Consider the following 15,445-nt stretch of genomic DNA (forward strand, 5'->3'; position numbering starts at 1 on the left):
GACGGTCCCGAGGGGAAGGGAGGTCACGGCCCTCACGACCCGCTCACGCAGCACGGCCAGAATCTTCTGTGAGAAGACGTAGGCGCGCAGGCTTGCCGCGTACCCCAAAATGGCCTGTATCACCACGACGACGGCGATGAACGCGATCGCGTTGCGGATGTAGGAGGACGTCGTTCCCGCGGCGACGGCGTCGACCGCGCGGCCGACGACCGTCGGCGTCACAACGCCGACGACGGCGAGCGCCGTCTGGAGCGTGAAAACGACCGCGAACTCGGCCTTGCGATCAGCGATGAGGCCGAGGAGTTTGCGCACGGCGGTGCGCGTGTCGGCCACCGGGAGCCTCATTTCGCACCTCCGTTCTCACGGTCGACGTCGGCTTTGCCGAGGCCGACGCCGCCCTTCTCGTCAACGCCGCCCTTCTCGTCAACGCGGCCTTTCTCGTCAACGCCGCCCTTTTCGTCAACGCCGATCTTCTCGCCGCCGACGTCCCCTGCGCCTTCGCCTCTTGCCTCCGGCGCAGCCGGCGCTTTGCCGCCTTCATCGCTTTCGCCGCGGTGGACCACGGCCCGGTACTCCGGGTGGGACGAAAGCTCGTGGTGGGTCCCGCGCAGGGCCTCTTTCCCGTCGACGAGGAAGACGACCTCGTCGCATCGGCCGAGCACAAGGGGCGAAACGGTGGCGACGATTGTCGTCTTTCCAGCGCGGCAGTCGGCCAGCCGCTCGGCGATCCGGGATTCCGTGTGCGAGTCGACGGCGCTCGTCGGCTCGACGAGGATCGTGACGGGCGCGTCCAACGCGAGTACGCGGGCGAGCGCCGCTCGCTGGCGCTGGCCTCCGGACATCGATCTGCCGCGTTCGGCGACCTGGCCGTCAAGCCCTCCCTCAGTCGAGGAGAGGACGTCGGCGCCGTCGGCTGCGTGGACGGCGCGCAGCAGGCGGGCATCGACCGGCCGCTCTCCCGGCTCCTCGCTGAGAACCGGGCGAATCTCGCCGCCCGGCTTGAGGGCGTCGGCAACCTGCGCCGCCACTGCGCGCGGCTCGATCGGCTCGGCGTCCGGACCGAGCAGATTCGAGCGGAGCGTGCCCATGTACAGCTCGGCTATCGGGCCGGAGTAGGCGATGTTCTTCCTGACCTCGGCCAGTCGGAGGCGGCGCAGATCGACGCCGTCGGCGTACACTTCGTCGGCGTCGTCGGTTCGGGCCAGGCGCGCGGCGAGGGCGGCGGACTCCTCCGGAGAGGCCGATACGAGGGCGACCGTCTTCCCCGGGCCGATCCGCACCCCCGACGCAGCGTCGGTCAAGGCCGCACGCGTCCAGTCGGGCGCGGCGAGGCCGGGATCGGCCTGGGCGTCGGAAACGAGGCGCTTGGCCGCGAGGATGCGCGACATCTTCTTCGCCCCCGTCCATGCCCGAGTGGCCACGTACGTCGTGTCGATGAGGGCTTCAATGGGAATGGACAAATACGCGGTGAAGCCGTAGAAGGCCACGAGCGCTCCGGGGCTGATTGCGCCGTCGTACGTCATCCACAGTCCTTGGCCGATCACCACCGCCGTAAAGAAAGCCGGACCGGCCTCGGAGACCACACGCAGACGCGCTCGGTACTTCGAGGCGCGGATGCCGGCGTCGCGCACCCGAGCGGACTGGGCCGCGTAGGTCTCGTTGTAAAGGTCGGCGCCTCCCACGCCGCGCATGACGCGCAATCCTGCGATTCCGTCGGAGGCGATCGAGGTGAGAATCCCCGATTCCTCCCGCTGCTCGGCCACCCGCGCCTCGAATGGCTTGACCATCCAGCTGGTGACCGCCATGAGAATCGGCATCCCGACGGCGACGAAAAGCCCCAAAGGCACGGATATGCCGATCATGAGGGCCACGACCGCGACGAAGCCGAGGAACGATCCGATGACGGACGGCAGATAGGCGGTGAACGAACCGACTCTCTCGGCGTCTACCGTCATCGCCGTGACGATGTCGCCGGAGGCCATGTCGCGGCCGACGTCGGTTCGCCGGCCGAATACGACGCGCATGAGCCGCCGTGCGGGGTTCCACGCCGCCCGCATGGCAATGACGATTTCCATCACTTCGGACACGCTTGTGACGGAGTTGAGGAGGACGAGGCCGACGAACAGGCCGACGCCGGGAAGGATCTCCGGGGTCAACCCGTTTTCCAGTCCCGAATCAAGCACTTTGCCGAGCGCCCAGGGAATGAGGGCCGTGCAGACCGAGGCGATGCAGACCATCGCCGTATAGACGAGGTTGATTTTCCAGGTGTCTCGGAACGCCTTGCGCATGATGCCCGACGGCGTTGCCGGGACGCGGTCTGGCTCCGAGGTGTCTTCCCTCATGAAGCGCGGCAGGCGCCTGGGCATGGGGACGACGTATATGCGATGAGAATGGGATGTCATTGTTGTCTTTCGTAGGCAGGGCTGAAAACCCCGCGTATAGCCTTGACTGGGGTGAGGTCATGTCGCCGCGGAATGGACGTCGCGGCGCAGCTAATCAACGAAAGTTATTCATAGCCTGAGACATTACCACAGGAATTCGGCGATTCGCACGCCGTTGGGGAAGCTCCTCGCCCATCCGGGGACGCTCTCCGCTTTTCTGCGGAAACTTCCCACTCTTCTCGGGAAACGAGGCGGCGGCCTGCCTTCAGGAACGGCGCCCGCGCTGCCGACAGCTTTCAATCCCAAGAAGGCGCGTCCGCACCCGCAACGCGTCCCATCCGGAAGGCACGTCCACACCTACGGCGCATCCTCGGCCCGGAAACGTCCGACGCTCCGAGAATAACTTTGCAAGAATTTACTTTAATTCTTTACTTCCATTCAGTAGTTGAAATTGTTACCATCAAGTGGAGGGTCACTTTCCCTGAAAGCTCGTGGCTCCGAAACCGAGCGCCGCTGCGCTCACGATGAATGCGAGGCATGCATGTCAACAATCCGAACCCCCCGACGTTTCGTCGCCTTTGCGGCGGTTGCCGTCTCGGCTTTCTTGCCGATGTCGGCGTCTTTGGCCGACGATGCGTCGACGCCGTCCCCGGCGGCGCAAGCCACAGCCGCTCCGACGTCGGCTGAAAATGTGCCCTTCGCCCCTTCGGCCGCCGACGTCGCCCGTGTGCGCCAGCGCGTGCAATCCGACCCCGCTTTCGCCTCGCGCTCCGCGCAGGAGAAAGAGAACCTCGTGCGCCTGCTCCTCCAGGGGACGTCGGCGCCTGCCCGGACGAACGACGGGCGCTCCCTTGCCCTCGTCGCCCCGCAAGTGCAGGGCTACGGCAAGACTGACGCCGACGCCGCCGTCAAGACTAAGCTTTACGCGACTGTCGACGGCGCCTCAGATCCCTCGAATCTCGCGGCGCGGGCGGAGTTTGCCGACGGCTACTGGAAATTCACGGTCCGTCTGCACAATGTCGGGAGCCGGTCGCAGTACGTCGGCTTCAGCGGGTTCACCCTCCTGAAGCTCGGCGGCGAGGGAGGAAAGTGGACGAACCCCCGCCTCAGGACGTCCTTCAGCGTGGACGGAAGAGCGGTTTACGGCGTGAGGGTGCCCGCGCGCGGCGAGCGGACCGTGACCGTTTCCGTCAGCGATCCGAGCTACAGCCTCTACGAGTACGTGCTTCGCGGCGGCTCCGAGACCGCTCCGCTGGGAGGATTCGTGAACTTCCGCCCGGCTGAGGACAAGACTGCCCCGGCGGTCTCAGTCCCCTTCACGGGCATGTTCAAGGCGCTTTGAGCGCATAGCAGAAACCGGACGGCGGGGCCGCCGATGCAAGCGCCCCGCCGTCCCGGAAGGGCTCGGACGGGCCCGGCAGCGGACCTCGGGGGCGACGTCGACCCTGGTGATCACCGCTGCACCTCCTAACCGGGTCGGTGCCTGTCATCTTATCCGCAAACGGAAGGCCTGTCAGCCTTGCCTCTCTCCTTTTGCAAGGCCGACCGACCGCAAAGCTAACGAACGTCCCTGCGTTCGAACAGCCATGCCGCGATCGTCGTGAGGCACACGACCCACACGAGGAGAACGAGCATCCCGGGGCCCGGATCTAGAGCGTCTCCCCCGGCCCTCGTGAAAACGGCGAAAGTCGAACGGTCGGGAAGGAAGCGGGCTGCCGAGACTATTCCCGACAGCAGCTGGGAGAGCCCCAAGAAGAGGGGAATGAGAACCGCCCCGGGGACGACGGCGGACCGCCAGACGACGGCGAGGCCCGCGGCCACGAAGGCCATTCCCACCCAGGAAAGCGCGATCATGGCAGCCTTGCCCGCCCCGGGAAGAGCGACGCCCCCGGCGGACATCGACAGGCTCAGCCAACCTGCGAAAACGCCTCCCGCCAAGGCGGCAAGCGTGAGCGTCGTCAGAACGGCCAGCTTGGCCGCCAAAAGGCGCAATCGCCGCGGCGTCGCCAGAAGCGCCCCGCGAAGGCTCGAGCTCTCGTACTCCTGCCCCAAAACCCCCATCGCGAGGATCGCCGTGAAAAGCTGTGACAGCTGGAGGGACCGAAGCAGGCCTTCGCTTTCCCCGACGGCGTTGCCAGCCGCCGCAATCGCGACGACGGGCACGCATGCCAACGGGGCTGCGACCCCGAGGGCGCCAAACGGGTGGGTTATGGACTTGCGCAGCTCGGACGCGTAGAGCCCCACGGCTATCGCGCCCCCACGTCTCTCCTGGAGAACACCGCCCATCCGGCGGCGACGAACAGCGCGAGCCATGCGACGAGGGCCGCGAAACTCGCATTTTGGCTGACGTGGCACGACTTGTCCGGAATTGCGGAAAGGCAGCTTCCGGCCACCGAGGGCAGGAAGGCGCTTCCGCTCCACCGGCTCACAAGTGCGTTGCCTATTCCAATGGTCAGCGGGGCCAGCACGGCGGCGGCTGGCAGCCAGTTGCGGCACAAGAGCGCAATCGCGTATGACATGAGGCCGAGCGCCGTCCAGTGCACCGCTTTCCAGGCAATGAGCTGCCAGACGCCCGAGGTGAGGGTTGCCGGGTCCACTCCGCTTTGACTGTGCGCCGCAAGCTGCTGGGCTGCGACCGTCAGATACGCGGACGCAAAGCCGACGAGAAAGAGGAAGGGACCCAGGCCAAGGAACTTGGCCCCGAGAACGCGAGACCTTCGGTTGACCGCGAGAAGGGTGGTCCGCACTTCCCTCGTTCGATAGTCCGCCGCGCCGAGGATGGCCGCGTAGATGAGGATGACGAGCTCGCCCACGGGCAGAACGTCGAAACCGAGGTACTGCGGATCTCCTACCGGCTCGGCCAGCTGGGGATGGGTCTGCGGCGTCGCGTCCAGGCCAATCGCGAGAAGCTGCCTGCCTTCGATGTAGGAGAACAAAGGCTGCACAAGGAACAGGAGGGACAAGAAGACGACGAGGCCCCTGCCCGCCCCCATCTTCCGAAACTCGAGCCAAACGCTCCTGAAGAACGCGCTCATGCAACCCCCTCCGTCAGTTCGAAGAAAAGGTCTTCGAGCGAGGAGATCTTTTCCGTCGCCTCCGCGAGGGGGGAGTCGAGCAGGATGCTGCCCTTGGAGATGACCACCGCGCGATCGGCCACCGCCTGCACCTCGGAAAGCGCGTGGCTCGACAGCAGAACCGTGCGCCCCAGCGCCGCCTGCTCTCTGACGAAGTTCCTGAACCAGCGAATTCCGGCGGGATCGAGGCCGTTGGTCGGCTCGTCAAGCACAAGGAACTGGGGCTCGCCCAGGAGGGCGAGCGCCAACCCGAGGCGCTGCCCCTCGCCGAGGGAGAGCGTGCCGAGACGCGACTTCCGCTTGGCAGAGAGCCCAACCTCCTCCAGAACCTGCGAGACTCGCGCGTGAGGAATACCGTTGCTTTCGGCGACGATCGCGAGGTGGGACGCCACGGATCGCATCTTGTTTCCCGCCAGTCCGTCGAAAAGTGCGCCCACGCGGGTGAGCGGCCGATCAATGTCGCGGTAGCGTTTGCCGCCGAACAGGGCCGAGCCGCTGTCGGCTCTGTCGAGGCCCAGAAGAATCCTGAGGGTCGAGCTTTTGCCGGCCCCGTTGGGTCCCAGGAACGCGGTCACCTCGCCGGGGGCGGCCGTGAAGCCCACGCCATGAAGAATCTCGACGCCCCGATGGCTCTTTCGCAGCTCGCTTATGGAGATGCTGTTGACGTTCGTCTTTACGTCGGTCATATGCCCGCCCTATCTCACTATATGATATGCAAGAGCAGCTTAAACCAGGTGTTGCTCGCTTGCCAAGTTTCTGTAGATCTGCGACTTGACGACGAGCTCGGAGTGGGTGCCCGAGGCCACGAGCCTGCCGTGCTCTAGGACGTGGATGAGGTCGGCGTCCATTATGGTAGACAGCCGGTGAGCCACCACCAGAACCGTTCTGTTGCCGGCCATGTTCCTCAGCACGTCGCCGATCTGGCGTTCGTTGTGGGAATCGAGGTTGGCGGTGGCCTCGTCGAAGAGGAGGATCCGCTTGTTCGAAAGCAAGGCTCGGGCAATGGCCAGGCGCTGCCTTTCGCCGCCGGACAGCGAGGCGCCCGATTCCCCGACCGGCCCGTCGAGCCCCTGCTCTGAGCGGGTTGCGAGGTAGCCGAGGTTGACTCTTTCCAGGGCCTCCATGCATCTGTCGTCCCCGACGTCGCCCAGGCCGAGCGTGAGGTTCTCCCGCAGGCTTCCCGAAAGCACGGGCGCGTCCTGTTCGACATATCCGAGCACGTTGCGAAGGTCGCTGCGCGAATAGTCGCGTATGTCTTTGCCGAACACGCGTATGGCCCCGCGGTTGACGTCGTAGAACCTCTCGATGAGCTGGAGCACGGTGCTTTTGCCGGCGCCGGAGGGGCCGACGATCGCCACCCGCTTGCCCTCGGGGACCTGCAGGTTGAGTTTGTGGAGCACGAGGGAGTCGGCGTCGTCCATTTCCTGCCCGAATTCGCGGGTGCCGTATGTGAAGACGACGTCGTCGAAGTCGATGGCCGGGGCGTTGGGCTTGGCGGATGCCTGGAGAGTCTTCAGAAGCTCGGGCGAAAGGAGGTTCGCCATGTCCAGCTCGTCTTCTCGCGGCAGATCCAGGATCTCGTTGATTCGCTGCAAAGATCCGAGGGAAGAGTGCAGCTGCGAGAGAGCCGAGGCCATCTGGCCCAGCGGAGAGACGAGAATGAAGAGCAGGGCCGCGAATTGGACGAGCTCTGATATCGACATCGCCCCGATGCTCGTGCGGTAGGCCCCCACCAGGATGACGACGATCGCCGAAAGCTGGAAGCCGATGTTGGCGATAGGGCTGACGATCGACTGGACCTTGGCCATTTTCAGCCCGGCTTGCCAGGCATCCTCCACCCGGCTTTCGAGCATCGAGGCCTCGGAGTCGGTGGCGTTCGTCGCGCGAATGGTCCGTATTCCGCCCATGTCCCGTTGAACCTGCGAGGTGAGGCTGCCGAGCTTTTGCTGAGCGACAAGGCTGGCGCCTTGGATCAAACGGCTCACCGCGAAGAGGACGAAGCCGAGCCCGACGATGAGGGCCAGCGCCGTCCCCATGAGGAACGGATCGAGGAAGAGCATGAGCGCGCACGTCCCGATGACGAGCGGAAATCCCGTGGTGCACGCGACGAAGATCTGAAGGAATCCGGTTCGCAGGCTGGACGTGTCCGCCGCGACCCTGCTGACGAGGTCGCCCGCGCTTCGCTCGTCGTACTCCTTGATCTGGAGGCGTAGGAGGTGGTTGCTCAGCTTGCCCCTGGCATCGCGGACGATCGTCTCGCCGACCTTCTGCAGGTAGTAATACTGGAAGACCATCGCCACGCCCGAGGCAAGCAGCACCCCCAGAAACACCCCGATCCACCCGAGGCTCGGCAGCGAGAACGAGCCGTCGCTGAAGAACTTCGCTATGAACCCCGGAATCAGAAGGGTGAGCCCCGAGCCAACGAGGGCCATGAGGGCGGCGACGACGAGAAGCCGCTTGTCCTTGGCGAGCCCGAACAGGTCGCGCGGCCGCACGGGCGCGGCAGGCGGCGGCTCCATCATCCTGTCGGGTTCGACGAAGCCCGCGCCTGCGGATTCGCCGGAAGCCGCCGAAACGTCGGCGTCGCCGCGCGCCCGAACTTCCAAGCTCTTTGTGTAGTCCGCTATTTCGACATTCTCGCTGACCGGAACCCCGCCGACCTCGACCCACGCGTGCCCGCGGAACGGCTCGAGGGCGAAGCCCGAGCACCACGTGATCGACCGTCGGCGATACTTGGCTGCCCTCGCCACGGCGATCGAGCGCAGGAGGCATCCCTCCTGGCTTCTGGCCCGCTCGCTCACAGTGCATACGGCGGCCCTGTCCGTGCGGGCCGTCTCCATGTCCGTCACGGGGTATTTCGAGGCCCACTTGCCGATGACGCGCTCGATGCGTTCGGGTTTCGCCTTGGCCAGCCGGGACGAAGCGAGAATGGCCCGGCGAGCGCGCATCCGATCGCGCCAGTGGGTTTGCGTGGTCTCTTCGGAGAAGAGTTGGATCGTCATGCCGCCACTCCAAGTTCCTTGATCTGGGCGAGGAAGGCTCTCACGTCTGCGTCAGCCGTCTTCGGGTCGACGTCGTAAGCCTCGACGACGCGGCGGACGATCGCATCGACGCCCATCGCCTCCCCTAGCGACTTCACGACGATCAGCCCGAGCTCGTTGAGCTGGAAATACCGCCCCTGCCTGCCGTCGAAAAGGACCGTGCCCTTCTCCGTTTCGAGGACGGACACTCCGGGCGCCAGCGACAGGCCCTCGTTCGTCGTTTCCTTTTTCTTTTTAGCGAACACTGCGGATCCACCTTTCAGCGGCGACTAGCCTTTTCAATTCGAAGAGGAACTCGCTGGAGAGCGCCTGCATCGACAATTTCGTTTTGAGGGCCTTGCGGTCGATGAGGCCCAGGTCCGCGACGGCGCCGTCGGCAAGGTCGCCGACGAGGTGCTTGCGGCGCGCGTACAGCGTCTCGTATGAATCCTGAGAATACTCGCCCTTCGTCGCCCTCGCGAAGATTTCGCGGGGCATGAGCCCACGCATGGCGCGATACAGCATCGGCTTGTTCAGGAAGGGATGCCTGCGCATTTTCAGAGGCAGCGCAAGGGCAGCGCGCACGACGCCGGGATCGACGAAAATCGAGGCCCACGTTGTTCGGCCCCGGCCGAGCATGTCGTTGACCTGGCGAATGATCGCGGCCTGTCCCAACAGAGACTCCAAGACCTGGTGGACGGTCCGGTCCCGGTTCATCGGCTGGAGAGACCCGGCGTCGAAGGGGGCGTGAAGGAGCTCTTTTGCCTCGCCTGAGAGGTACGAGGGGTAGGCAAACTCGCCGGACCATGACAGATCGTCCTTCGACGTCGAACCTTTGGAGGCGAGCTCGCGCATTGAGCGGTCGATCCAGCGTCCGTACTCGATCTTGCTGGCTATGCTTGGGATTCCGCGCCGCAGGGGCAGGCGGCGGTTGAGGCAGTAGCGGACGGCCAGGAACGGCGCCCGCAAGGGGGCTTGGTGCGCCAGAGACCATTCCATGGCCGGCAGCGGGGCAAACAGCTCGTCGCCGCCCAGCCCCGTGAATTGCACGCCGGCCGGGCGGGGCCGATCCGCGAGCGCTTGGGCGTACCCTTCGCTGTCGCACCACATGGGCGGCGTTTCGGGGATGTAGCCGTTGGGGAAGGGCACGCTGGCGTCGTAGGTGAGCCCGGTCGACCCGATCGCCGGGTAGAACGCGGCGGGTGCGCCGACGTCGTTGACGATGCGCCTGGCCCACATGTCGTCAAGGTTGTACTGAGAGCTCGACGAGGCGTGCGTCGCGTCGAAGTGCACATGGAGCGCGCGCAGAAGATAGGCGTTCGCAGCCGAGTCGACTCCGCCCGAAACGTCGCAGGAGATCGGGCCGCCCCGCTCGCACCAACGGAAAGTCGCCTCAAAGAGCGCTTGGCGCAGAGCCGCGACCGCGTTGTCGACGTCTTCCTCGCTTTCTCCCGGCCGTTCGAAGACAGGCGGAATCTGGATCGGGCGGGCTTTGAAGTTCCGCCCCGTCAGATTGCGATCCACGCGGAGCGCTTCAAAGGGTGCGAGCGCTTGGACGCCGTCCCAGGGAGCGATCCTGGAGGCAACGCCGAGGGGAAGGCCGTCCACCAGGAAAGAGGCGAGGAAGTTCCGGCTCACCGCCGTTCCGATTTCCTTGGCGATTGAGCGCGCCGACGTCGACAGAAGAAGAACGCCGTCTTTCACGGCCCAATAGAGGGCTTGCCCGGACCACGCCGGAACCAGGGCGATCGTCTGCGCCCCGTCGAAAAGAACGGCGACCCCCGAACCGTCCGTGTTCGCGAGCTCTTCCGCCGCACGCCGCGCCGTGACCTCGTCGGGCAGCGCAGCGACCGCATCGCGCATGGCTTGCGGGACGTCGAAGGCCACGCCGAAACGGACCGTCCGCTCACGCCTGCCTTCGTCAAGCACCCGCCATTCGAGGCCGGGCGGAACCCGTGTCGAAGAAAGACGAAAGCCGTCCGAGCGCCTTCCTTCTATTAGTGTCTCTGACAATCTTGCCTCCTGTTTCCCGGCAGGGTGTGTGAGTCTTTCTATCGGAACGTCTGAGTCGTTGTGCCTATCGGGCCCTTGAGTCGGTGCCTCGATCGGGATGCCTGAGTCGGTTTTCAATCCGAGTACGGAAGTTACTGGTTGACCTGCGTAGGCGCGTCGTCCGGTTCGTCAGAGGCGCCGCAGGGCGACGTATTGTTTTGAACCGGATGCGGACCAAGGGCATCGGCCCGCATCCGGCAATGTGACGCCCAGCATTCAAACGCAACGCCGAATGCTCGCGACGGGTGCATTCCCTGTAGGTCATTGAGGCGACGATGCGCTAAACATCCTCAAAAGGCATTGCTATTTCGCGCAGTTCGACCTCAACACCGGCCCGGTCAGAGGACGATGCGTCCTCGCCCGCCGATAAAGTCACGCAACGGTCCGTAGAACCAACCGCGGGTCGCATCGGCGTAGTCGGCGATCTGCTCGATCGCAGGGGAAACGTAAGCAGCCATGAGACTGCCTCCTATTCTTTTCTTCTAATTGTTGAACTTGACGATTATTGGCTGTCGGGTCCGTCGGCGGGAGCCGAAAATCTAGTCCTCAGCCCCCGCCATGGAGAACCTGGCGCCGCGGTTGACTGCAACCTTGTTCGCAGGTCGATTGCGCGCCGCTTTTCAGCTGCCAAAACAGCTTTCCATTGGCGCGGCGCCCCAAAGGTCACAGCAACTGCATATGCCTTACGGGGTCCTCAGAAGACGGCCGCCGAATGCGTCGTACAGGAAGCCGTAGCGCTGCCCCTGCGTTGCATCGGTGTAGTCGGCGATCTGCTCGATCGTGGGGGAATTGTACGTAGCCATTATGACTACCTCCTTGTCAATTGGTTAGGTTCGAAATAGGTTGATTTCGCAGACACGAGAGTCAGTAACTTCCAGTTCAGACTCTCTAAACTGAAATCGACATGATGCCGTGCGGCATCATTTGTTTCAGGGCATAATCGGGCCTATTAAGTGGGCGCGTCCGCCAAAGATGTCACGCCACTTGCCATAAAACGTAGCCCTAGTGACATCCGTGTACTCGGCGATCTCTTCGATCGTCGGGGAAACGTACGCGGTCATTGAAGCTACCTCCTTGATTGTTGAAAAGAGCTCTGAGAACCGTGGAACCAACCGACCGTGGATGATAGCCTTGTCCCAACGATCTGCTTGATAACAGGGGAAACGTATGCGGCTATCAAGGCCGATGTCTCAGTTCTCAGGCTGCGGCGGCTAGCTTGTTGAAGCTAAAAGAGCGAAGCTTCAACAAGCTAGCCGATATTTCACACCATGATGGCGACAACTGCCCTGCCACCGAAGACGTCATAGAACTTCCCCCAAGGGAGGCCATGAGTCGTGTCGGTGTAATCGGCGATCTGCTCAATCGCGGGGGAAACGTAAGTAGCCATGAGGCTGCCTCCTATTCGTTGTTGTATACAGTCAAGCCGCTTCGCACGCTCAAACGAGCGACATGGAACGACGCGGCCTCCATCCCGTCACGCCGCGGGCACTTCGATTGCACGGGCACCCGATAAGCATCGACGGGTTGGTCTAAAGACTTTCCTGGGGAAAGCCAAGCTTGCGGCAGTCCCCGTCGGCAAAGGCCATATGTCCTTAGTTGATCCGACGGAACTATTAAATCGCCAATCAAAAGTATGAGGGAATAAGAGAAATGACAAAGGCACCAGGAGCTCTCGAAAAGCGCTCTAGCGCGAGGCCGACGATTCTTCACCGCCGGGATCAACGCATGTCAGCAGATCTTTGCGAATCCGAGAAGTGCTTTCGACGAAGGATTCGAAAACTCGGATACCCTAGGACCGAACATGAGCGATCATTGGCGTTAGCCAATCCATTTGAGGCTAACGGATAGTTTTAAATCCTATTCATTTGTGATGGATCGAGCTTCAACTCGCTGCTTTACAAGAGCACCGAAGTTGCAGTGATTAACCTCGTTCCGTTCGCTTAGTTATAAGAATACTATCCAGTACAGGTCGTTTCAAGAACTAAAATAGTGACATAGAAGCCATTGATTTACGCTTTTCCTCCCTTTAAATTAAAGGTTTGGTATGCTAATAGTCTTGTAATTTTCAAGAAACTACAAAATTGTTGCTTCGAGGATATGCCGTTTTGCGGCGAGAGACTTCGTGAAGCGCGAAATGCTTCCTTCGGTGCGGCCTGGATGCGCCGACGCGTAAGGTTCCCTCACTGTCTGACGCGTCGACGCATCCCCCAGCCTCAGCTAGTTCGTTAGGACATTGCCTGCCCTAACGAGACTCAGCTGGAGAGGTTCCCGTTTGAGAAGATGATGTTGCCGCGGCCGCCGAAGATGTCACGGAATGGGCCGGGAATGAATCCCTGGGTCGCAACGGTGTAGTCGGCGATCTGCTCAATCGCAGGGGAAACGTAAGTAGCCATGAGGCTGCCTCCTATTCGTTGTTGTATACAGTCAAGCCGCTTCGCACGCTCAAACGAGCGACATTGAACGACGCGGCCTCCATCCCGTCACGCCACAGACGAATGGACGGCGACGGGTTGGTCCATGACGGCCTCCCGAAAACGGGAAGCCAAGCTAGTGAGACCCGAGAATCCGGGAAAATGAGAGAGGTGAGTCAGAACGATTCAATCAGGGCCGACAGGCGTGCGCCCGGCGACGCGTACGCCTAAACGGCGTGCGCCTAAAACGACTGCACGTCCTAAAGAAAATCCACGCCTAAATACATCGCGCAGAGTTGCAGTCCGTCGGAAACGGGATTATTGCGAGAGACTTTCCGAACACGGATCTCTTCCGTTCAACCTTAAAAATGGATTATTTCAATTTTTCGAAACGCTCAACCGGGATCGCCGATCAAGCCGTCTCAGGGTTCAAAGCCCGGGGAGCTTCGGCTCTTTGTAAAGAACCACAGCTCGAACTTCAGTTTGACAAACACATCAGATTCATTATGTTTACCCTCGTTTTCTTTGCTTGACTAAAAGCTTACTTCCGAAGAGAGGTCAGCTCAAGGGTACAAGAGGTGACAAAATTACTATTGACTAACGTCTAATAATCTAATAGTATTAGAAGTAACTACTTACATATTTAACTAAGTTTTTAACCACAATATATATTTAAAAATTGCATCGATCAGTTCTTTTGGTGGCGCGCGCAAAGCCCTGAACTCGAGTTCCTAAAGATTTCACGAGCAATCGAAGCGGCCCGCCGAGGCCTGCCCGCCGCGCCGCTTCGAGATCGCCGTTGCCCGCGGGCAGCGGCGTTGTTCAGCGGGTCGGCAGACAGTTCCGAAATCGTCACAGACCGCAAGTTGCAAGCCGCCCGCCCACGCCCCGCCGCAGGCTCCGCGGTTTCACGGCATTTTGCGACGGCATGCTCAACCAGCCGCCCACGCCAGCCTCCGACCATGGGGGCACGGAGGCGTTCACAAGGCGAGTAGGCCTGTCACACCGCGACTCCGAGTTCTTTGATCTGGGCGAGGAAGGCTCTCACGTCGGCGTCGGCCGTCTTCGCGTCGACGTCGTAAACCTCGACGACGCGGCGGACGATCGCGTCTGCGTCCTTCCCCTCCTCAAGAGAGCGCACGACGATCAGCCCAAGCTCGTTGAGCTGGAAATACCGGCCCTGCCTGCCGTCGAAAAGGACCGTGCCCTTCTCAGTCTCAAGAACAGAGACGCCCGGGGCCAGCGACAGCCCGTCCGGCGCCGCGTTCTTCTTTCCTTCTTTTTTACCGAACACTTCGGATCCACCTTTCAGCGGCTACCAGCCTTTTCAATTCGAAGAGGAACTCGCTGGAGACCGCCCGCATCGACAGCTTTGCTTTGAGGGCGCTGCGATCGATCAAGCCCAGCTGCCCCACGTATCCATGCGCAAGCTCGTCCACGAGGGACTCTCGGCGAGCAAAGAACGTCTTGTACGAGTCCTTCGTGTACTCGCCCTTCGTCGCCCTCGCGAAGATTTCGCGAGGCATCAGCCCGCGCATGGCGCGGTAGAGGGAAGGCTTGTTGATATAGGGATGCAGCCGCATCTTCAAGGGAAGGGCAAGAGCCGCGCCTACGACCCCGGGATCGACGAAGATCGACGTCCACGTTATGCCGCCCCGGCCGAACATGTCATTGACCTGGCGGATGATTGCCGCCTGCCCCAGCAGCGACTCCAGGGCCTGGTTGACGGTGCGGTCCTCGTTCAAAGGCTCGAGTCGGCCGACGTCGAACGGCGCGCGCACGAGCTCCTTCGCCTCGTTGAGCATATAGGAGGGGAAGGAGAATCCGCCCGACCACGACAGATCGTCGTTTGGCGTCGACCCTTTGGAGGCGAGCTCGCGCATCGAGCGGCTGACCCACCGCCCGTACCTGACCTTGCTGGCGATGCTCGGAATCCCGCGCCGCAGGGGTATGCGGTTGTTTCTGCAGTAAGCGATCGCCAGACGGGGCGCCCGCAAGGGCGCCTGGTGCGCCAGGGACCACGCTGTCGCCGGCAGCGGGGCAAACAGCTCGTCGCCGCCGAGCCCCATGAGCTGCAGACGAGCAGACGGCGGCGGGTCGAAATGCTCGGCATGGTGCCTCCCCCGCCGGATCGGCCGCCTTCGGGCGGGCTCCGTCCGATCCGCCAACGCCTTGGCGTATCCTTCGGTGTCGCACCACATGACGGGCGTCTCCGGAACGTAGCCGTTGGGGAAGGCCGCCCCGGCGTCGAAGGTGAGCCCTGTCGATCCGAGCGCGGGATAGAACACAGCCGACGCGCCGACGTCGTTGACGATGCGCCTGGCCCACATGTCGTCCAAGTTGTACTCAGAACTCGACGAGGCGTGCGTCGCGTCGAAGTCCATGTGGAGCGCGCGCAGAAGATAGGCGTTCGCAGCCGAGTCGACCCCGCCGGAAATGTCGCAGGAAATCACGCCTTCCTGCCCGGCGCCCCGCCGATATGTCGCCTCCACCAGCGCGTGGCGCAG

14 protein-coding genes are annotated in these 15,445 nt (G+C 62.7%); 1 reads left to right on the plus strand and 13 read right to left on the minus strand.

The window, feature by feature from the left end; all coding sequences use genetic code 11:
- Together ACO48X_RS04290 and ACO48X_RS04295 are read right to left on the minus strand one after the other, a co-directional pair.
- On the minus strand, nt 1-345 hold a 345-nt coding region (locus ACO48X_RS04290; protein ID WP_485000896.1), incomplete at its 3' end, for a hypothetical protein.
- Nucleotides 342-2,402, minus strand: a complete 2,061-nt coding sequence (locus tag ACO48X_RS04295) for an ABC transporter transmembrane domain-containing protein (RefSeq protein WP_485000897.1) — start codon at nt 2,400-2,402, stop codon at nt 342-344. The genes ACO48X_RS04290 and ACO48X_RS04295, both read right to left, overlap by 4 nt.
- A 520-nt stretch (nt 2,403-2,922) precedes the next feature.
- On the opposite strand from ACO48X_RS04295, the gene ACO48X_RS04300 reads away from it, so the two are divergent.
- Nucleotides 2,923-3,723 (plus strand): hypothetical protein, encoded by an 801-nt coding sequence (locus ACO48X_RS04300; protein WP_485000898.1) that lies wholly within the window; start codon nt 2,923-2,925, stop codon nt 3,721-3,723.
- Between the two features lie 215 nt (nt 3,724-3,938).
- On the opposite strand, the gene ACO48X_RS04305 is transcribed toward ACO48X_RS04300, so the two are convergent.
- The 11 genes from ACO48X_RS04305 to ACO48X_RS04355 form a co-directional block, all read right to left on the minus strand.
- On the minus strand, nt 3,939-4,625 hold the full coding sequence (locus ACO48X_RS04305; protein ID WP_485000899.1) for a hypothetical protein: 687 nt from the start codon (nt 4,623-4,625) through the stop codon (nt 3,939-3,941).
- 2 nt (nt 4,626-4,627) lie between these two features.
- Nucleotides 4,628-5,416: a hypothetical protein gene (locus ACO48X_RS04310; RefSeq protein WP_485000900.1), complete on the minus strand. Its 789-nt coding sequence runs from the start codon at nt 5,414-5,416 to the stop codon at nt 4,628-4,630.
- Nucleotides 5,413-6,141 carry an ABC transporter ATP-binding protein gene (locus ACO48X_RS04315; RefSeq protein ID WP_485000901.1) on the minus strand — a complete coding sequence of 243 codons (729 nt, stop codon included), beginning with the start codon at nt 6,139-6,141 and terminating at the stop codon, nt 5,413-5,415. Before ACO48X_RS04315 ends, ACO48X_RS04310 begins: the two co-directional genes overlap by 4 nt.
- 39 nt (nt 6,142-6,180) lie before the next feature.
- Entirely contained in the window at nt 6,181-8,457 is a 2,277-nt protein-coding gene (locus ACO48X_RS04320; protein ID WP_485000902.1) for a lasso peptide biosynthesis B2 protein, read from the minus strand.
- On the minus strand, nt 8,454-8,741 hold the full coding sequence (locus tag ACO48X_RS04325) for a lasso peptide biosynthesis PqqD family chaperone (RefSeq protein WP_485000903.1): 288 nt from the start codon (nt 8,739-8,741) through the stop codon (nt 8,454-8,456). The genes ACO48X_RS04320 and ACO48X_RS04325 overlap by 4 nt, the downstream gene beginning before the upstream one ends.
- Nucleotides 8,731-10,488, minus strand: a complete 1,758-nt coding sequence (locus ACO48X_RS04330) for an asparagine synthase-related protein (RefSeq protein WP_485000904.1) — start codon at nt 10,486-10,488, stop codon at nt 8,731-8,733. The genes ACO48X_RS04325 and ACO48X_RS04330 overlap by 11 nt, the downstream gene beginning before the upstream one ends.
- A 968-nt stretch (nt 10,489-11,456) precedes the next feature.
- The gene (locus tag ACO48X_RS04335) at nt 11,457-11,588 is read right to left on the minus strand and encodes a hypothetical protein (RefSeq protein WP_485000905.1); all 132 of its coding nucleotides are present in this window, start codon (nt 11,586-11,588) and stop codon (nt 11,457-11,459) included.
- Nucleotides 11,589-11,788: 200 nt separating this feature from the next.
- Nucleotides 11,789-11,914: a hypothetical protein gene (locus ACO48X_RS04340; RefSeq protein WP_485000906.1), complete on the minus strand. Its 126-nt coding sequence runs from the start codon at nt 11,912-11,914 to the stop codon at nt 11,789-11,791.
- Between the two features lie 865 nt (nt 11,915-12,779).
- Complete coding sequence (locus ACO48X_RS04345; protein WP_009198034.1) at nt 12,780-12,920, minus strand: hypothetical protein; 141 nt, start codon at nt 12,918-12,920, stop codon at nt 12,780-12,782.
- Between the two features lie 1,018 nt (nt 12,921-13,938).
- Nucleotides 13,939-14,232: a lasso peptide biosynthesis PqqD family chaperone gene (locus tag ACO48X_RS04350; protein ID WP_485000907.1), complete on the minus strand. Its 294-nt coding sequence runs from the start codon at nt 14,230-14,232 to the stop codon at nt 13,939-13,941.
- Nucleotides 14,222-15,445, minus strand: a 1,224-nt coding sequence (locus ACO48X_RS04355) for an asparagine synthase-related protein (RefSeq protein WP_485000908.1), incomplete at its 5' end; no start/stop codon positions are given. The genes ACO48X_RS04350 and ACO48X_RS04355, both read right to left, overlap by 11 nt.

The organism is Peptidiphaga sp., from assembly GCF_057238965.1.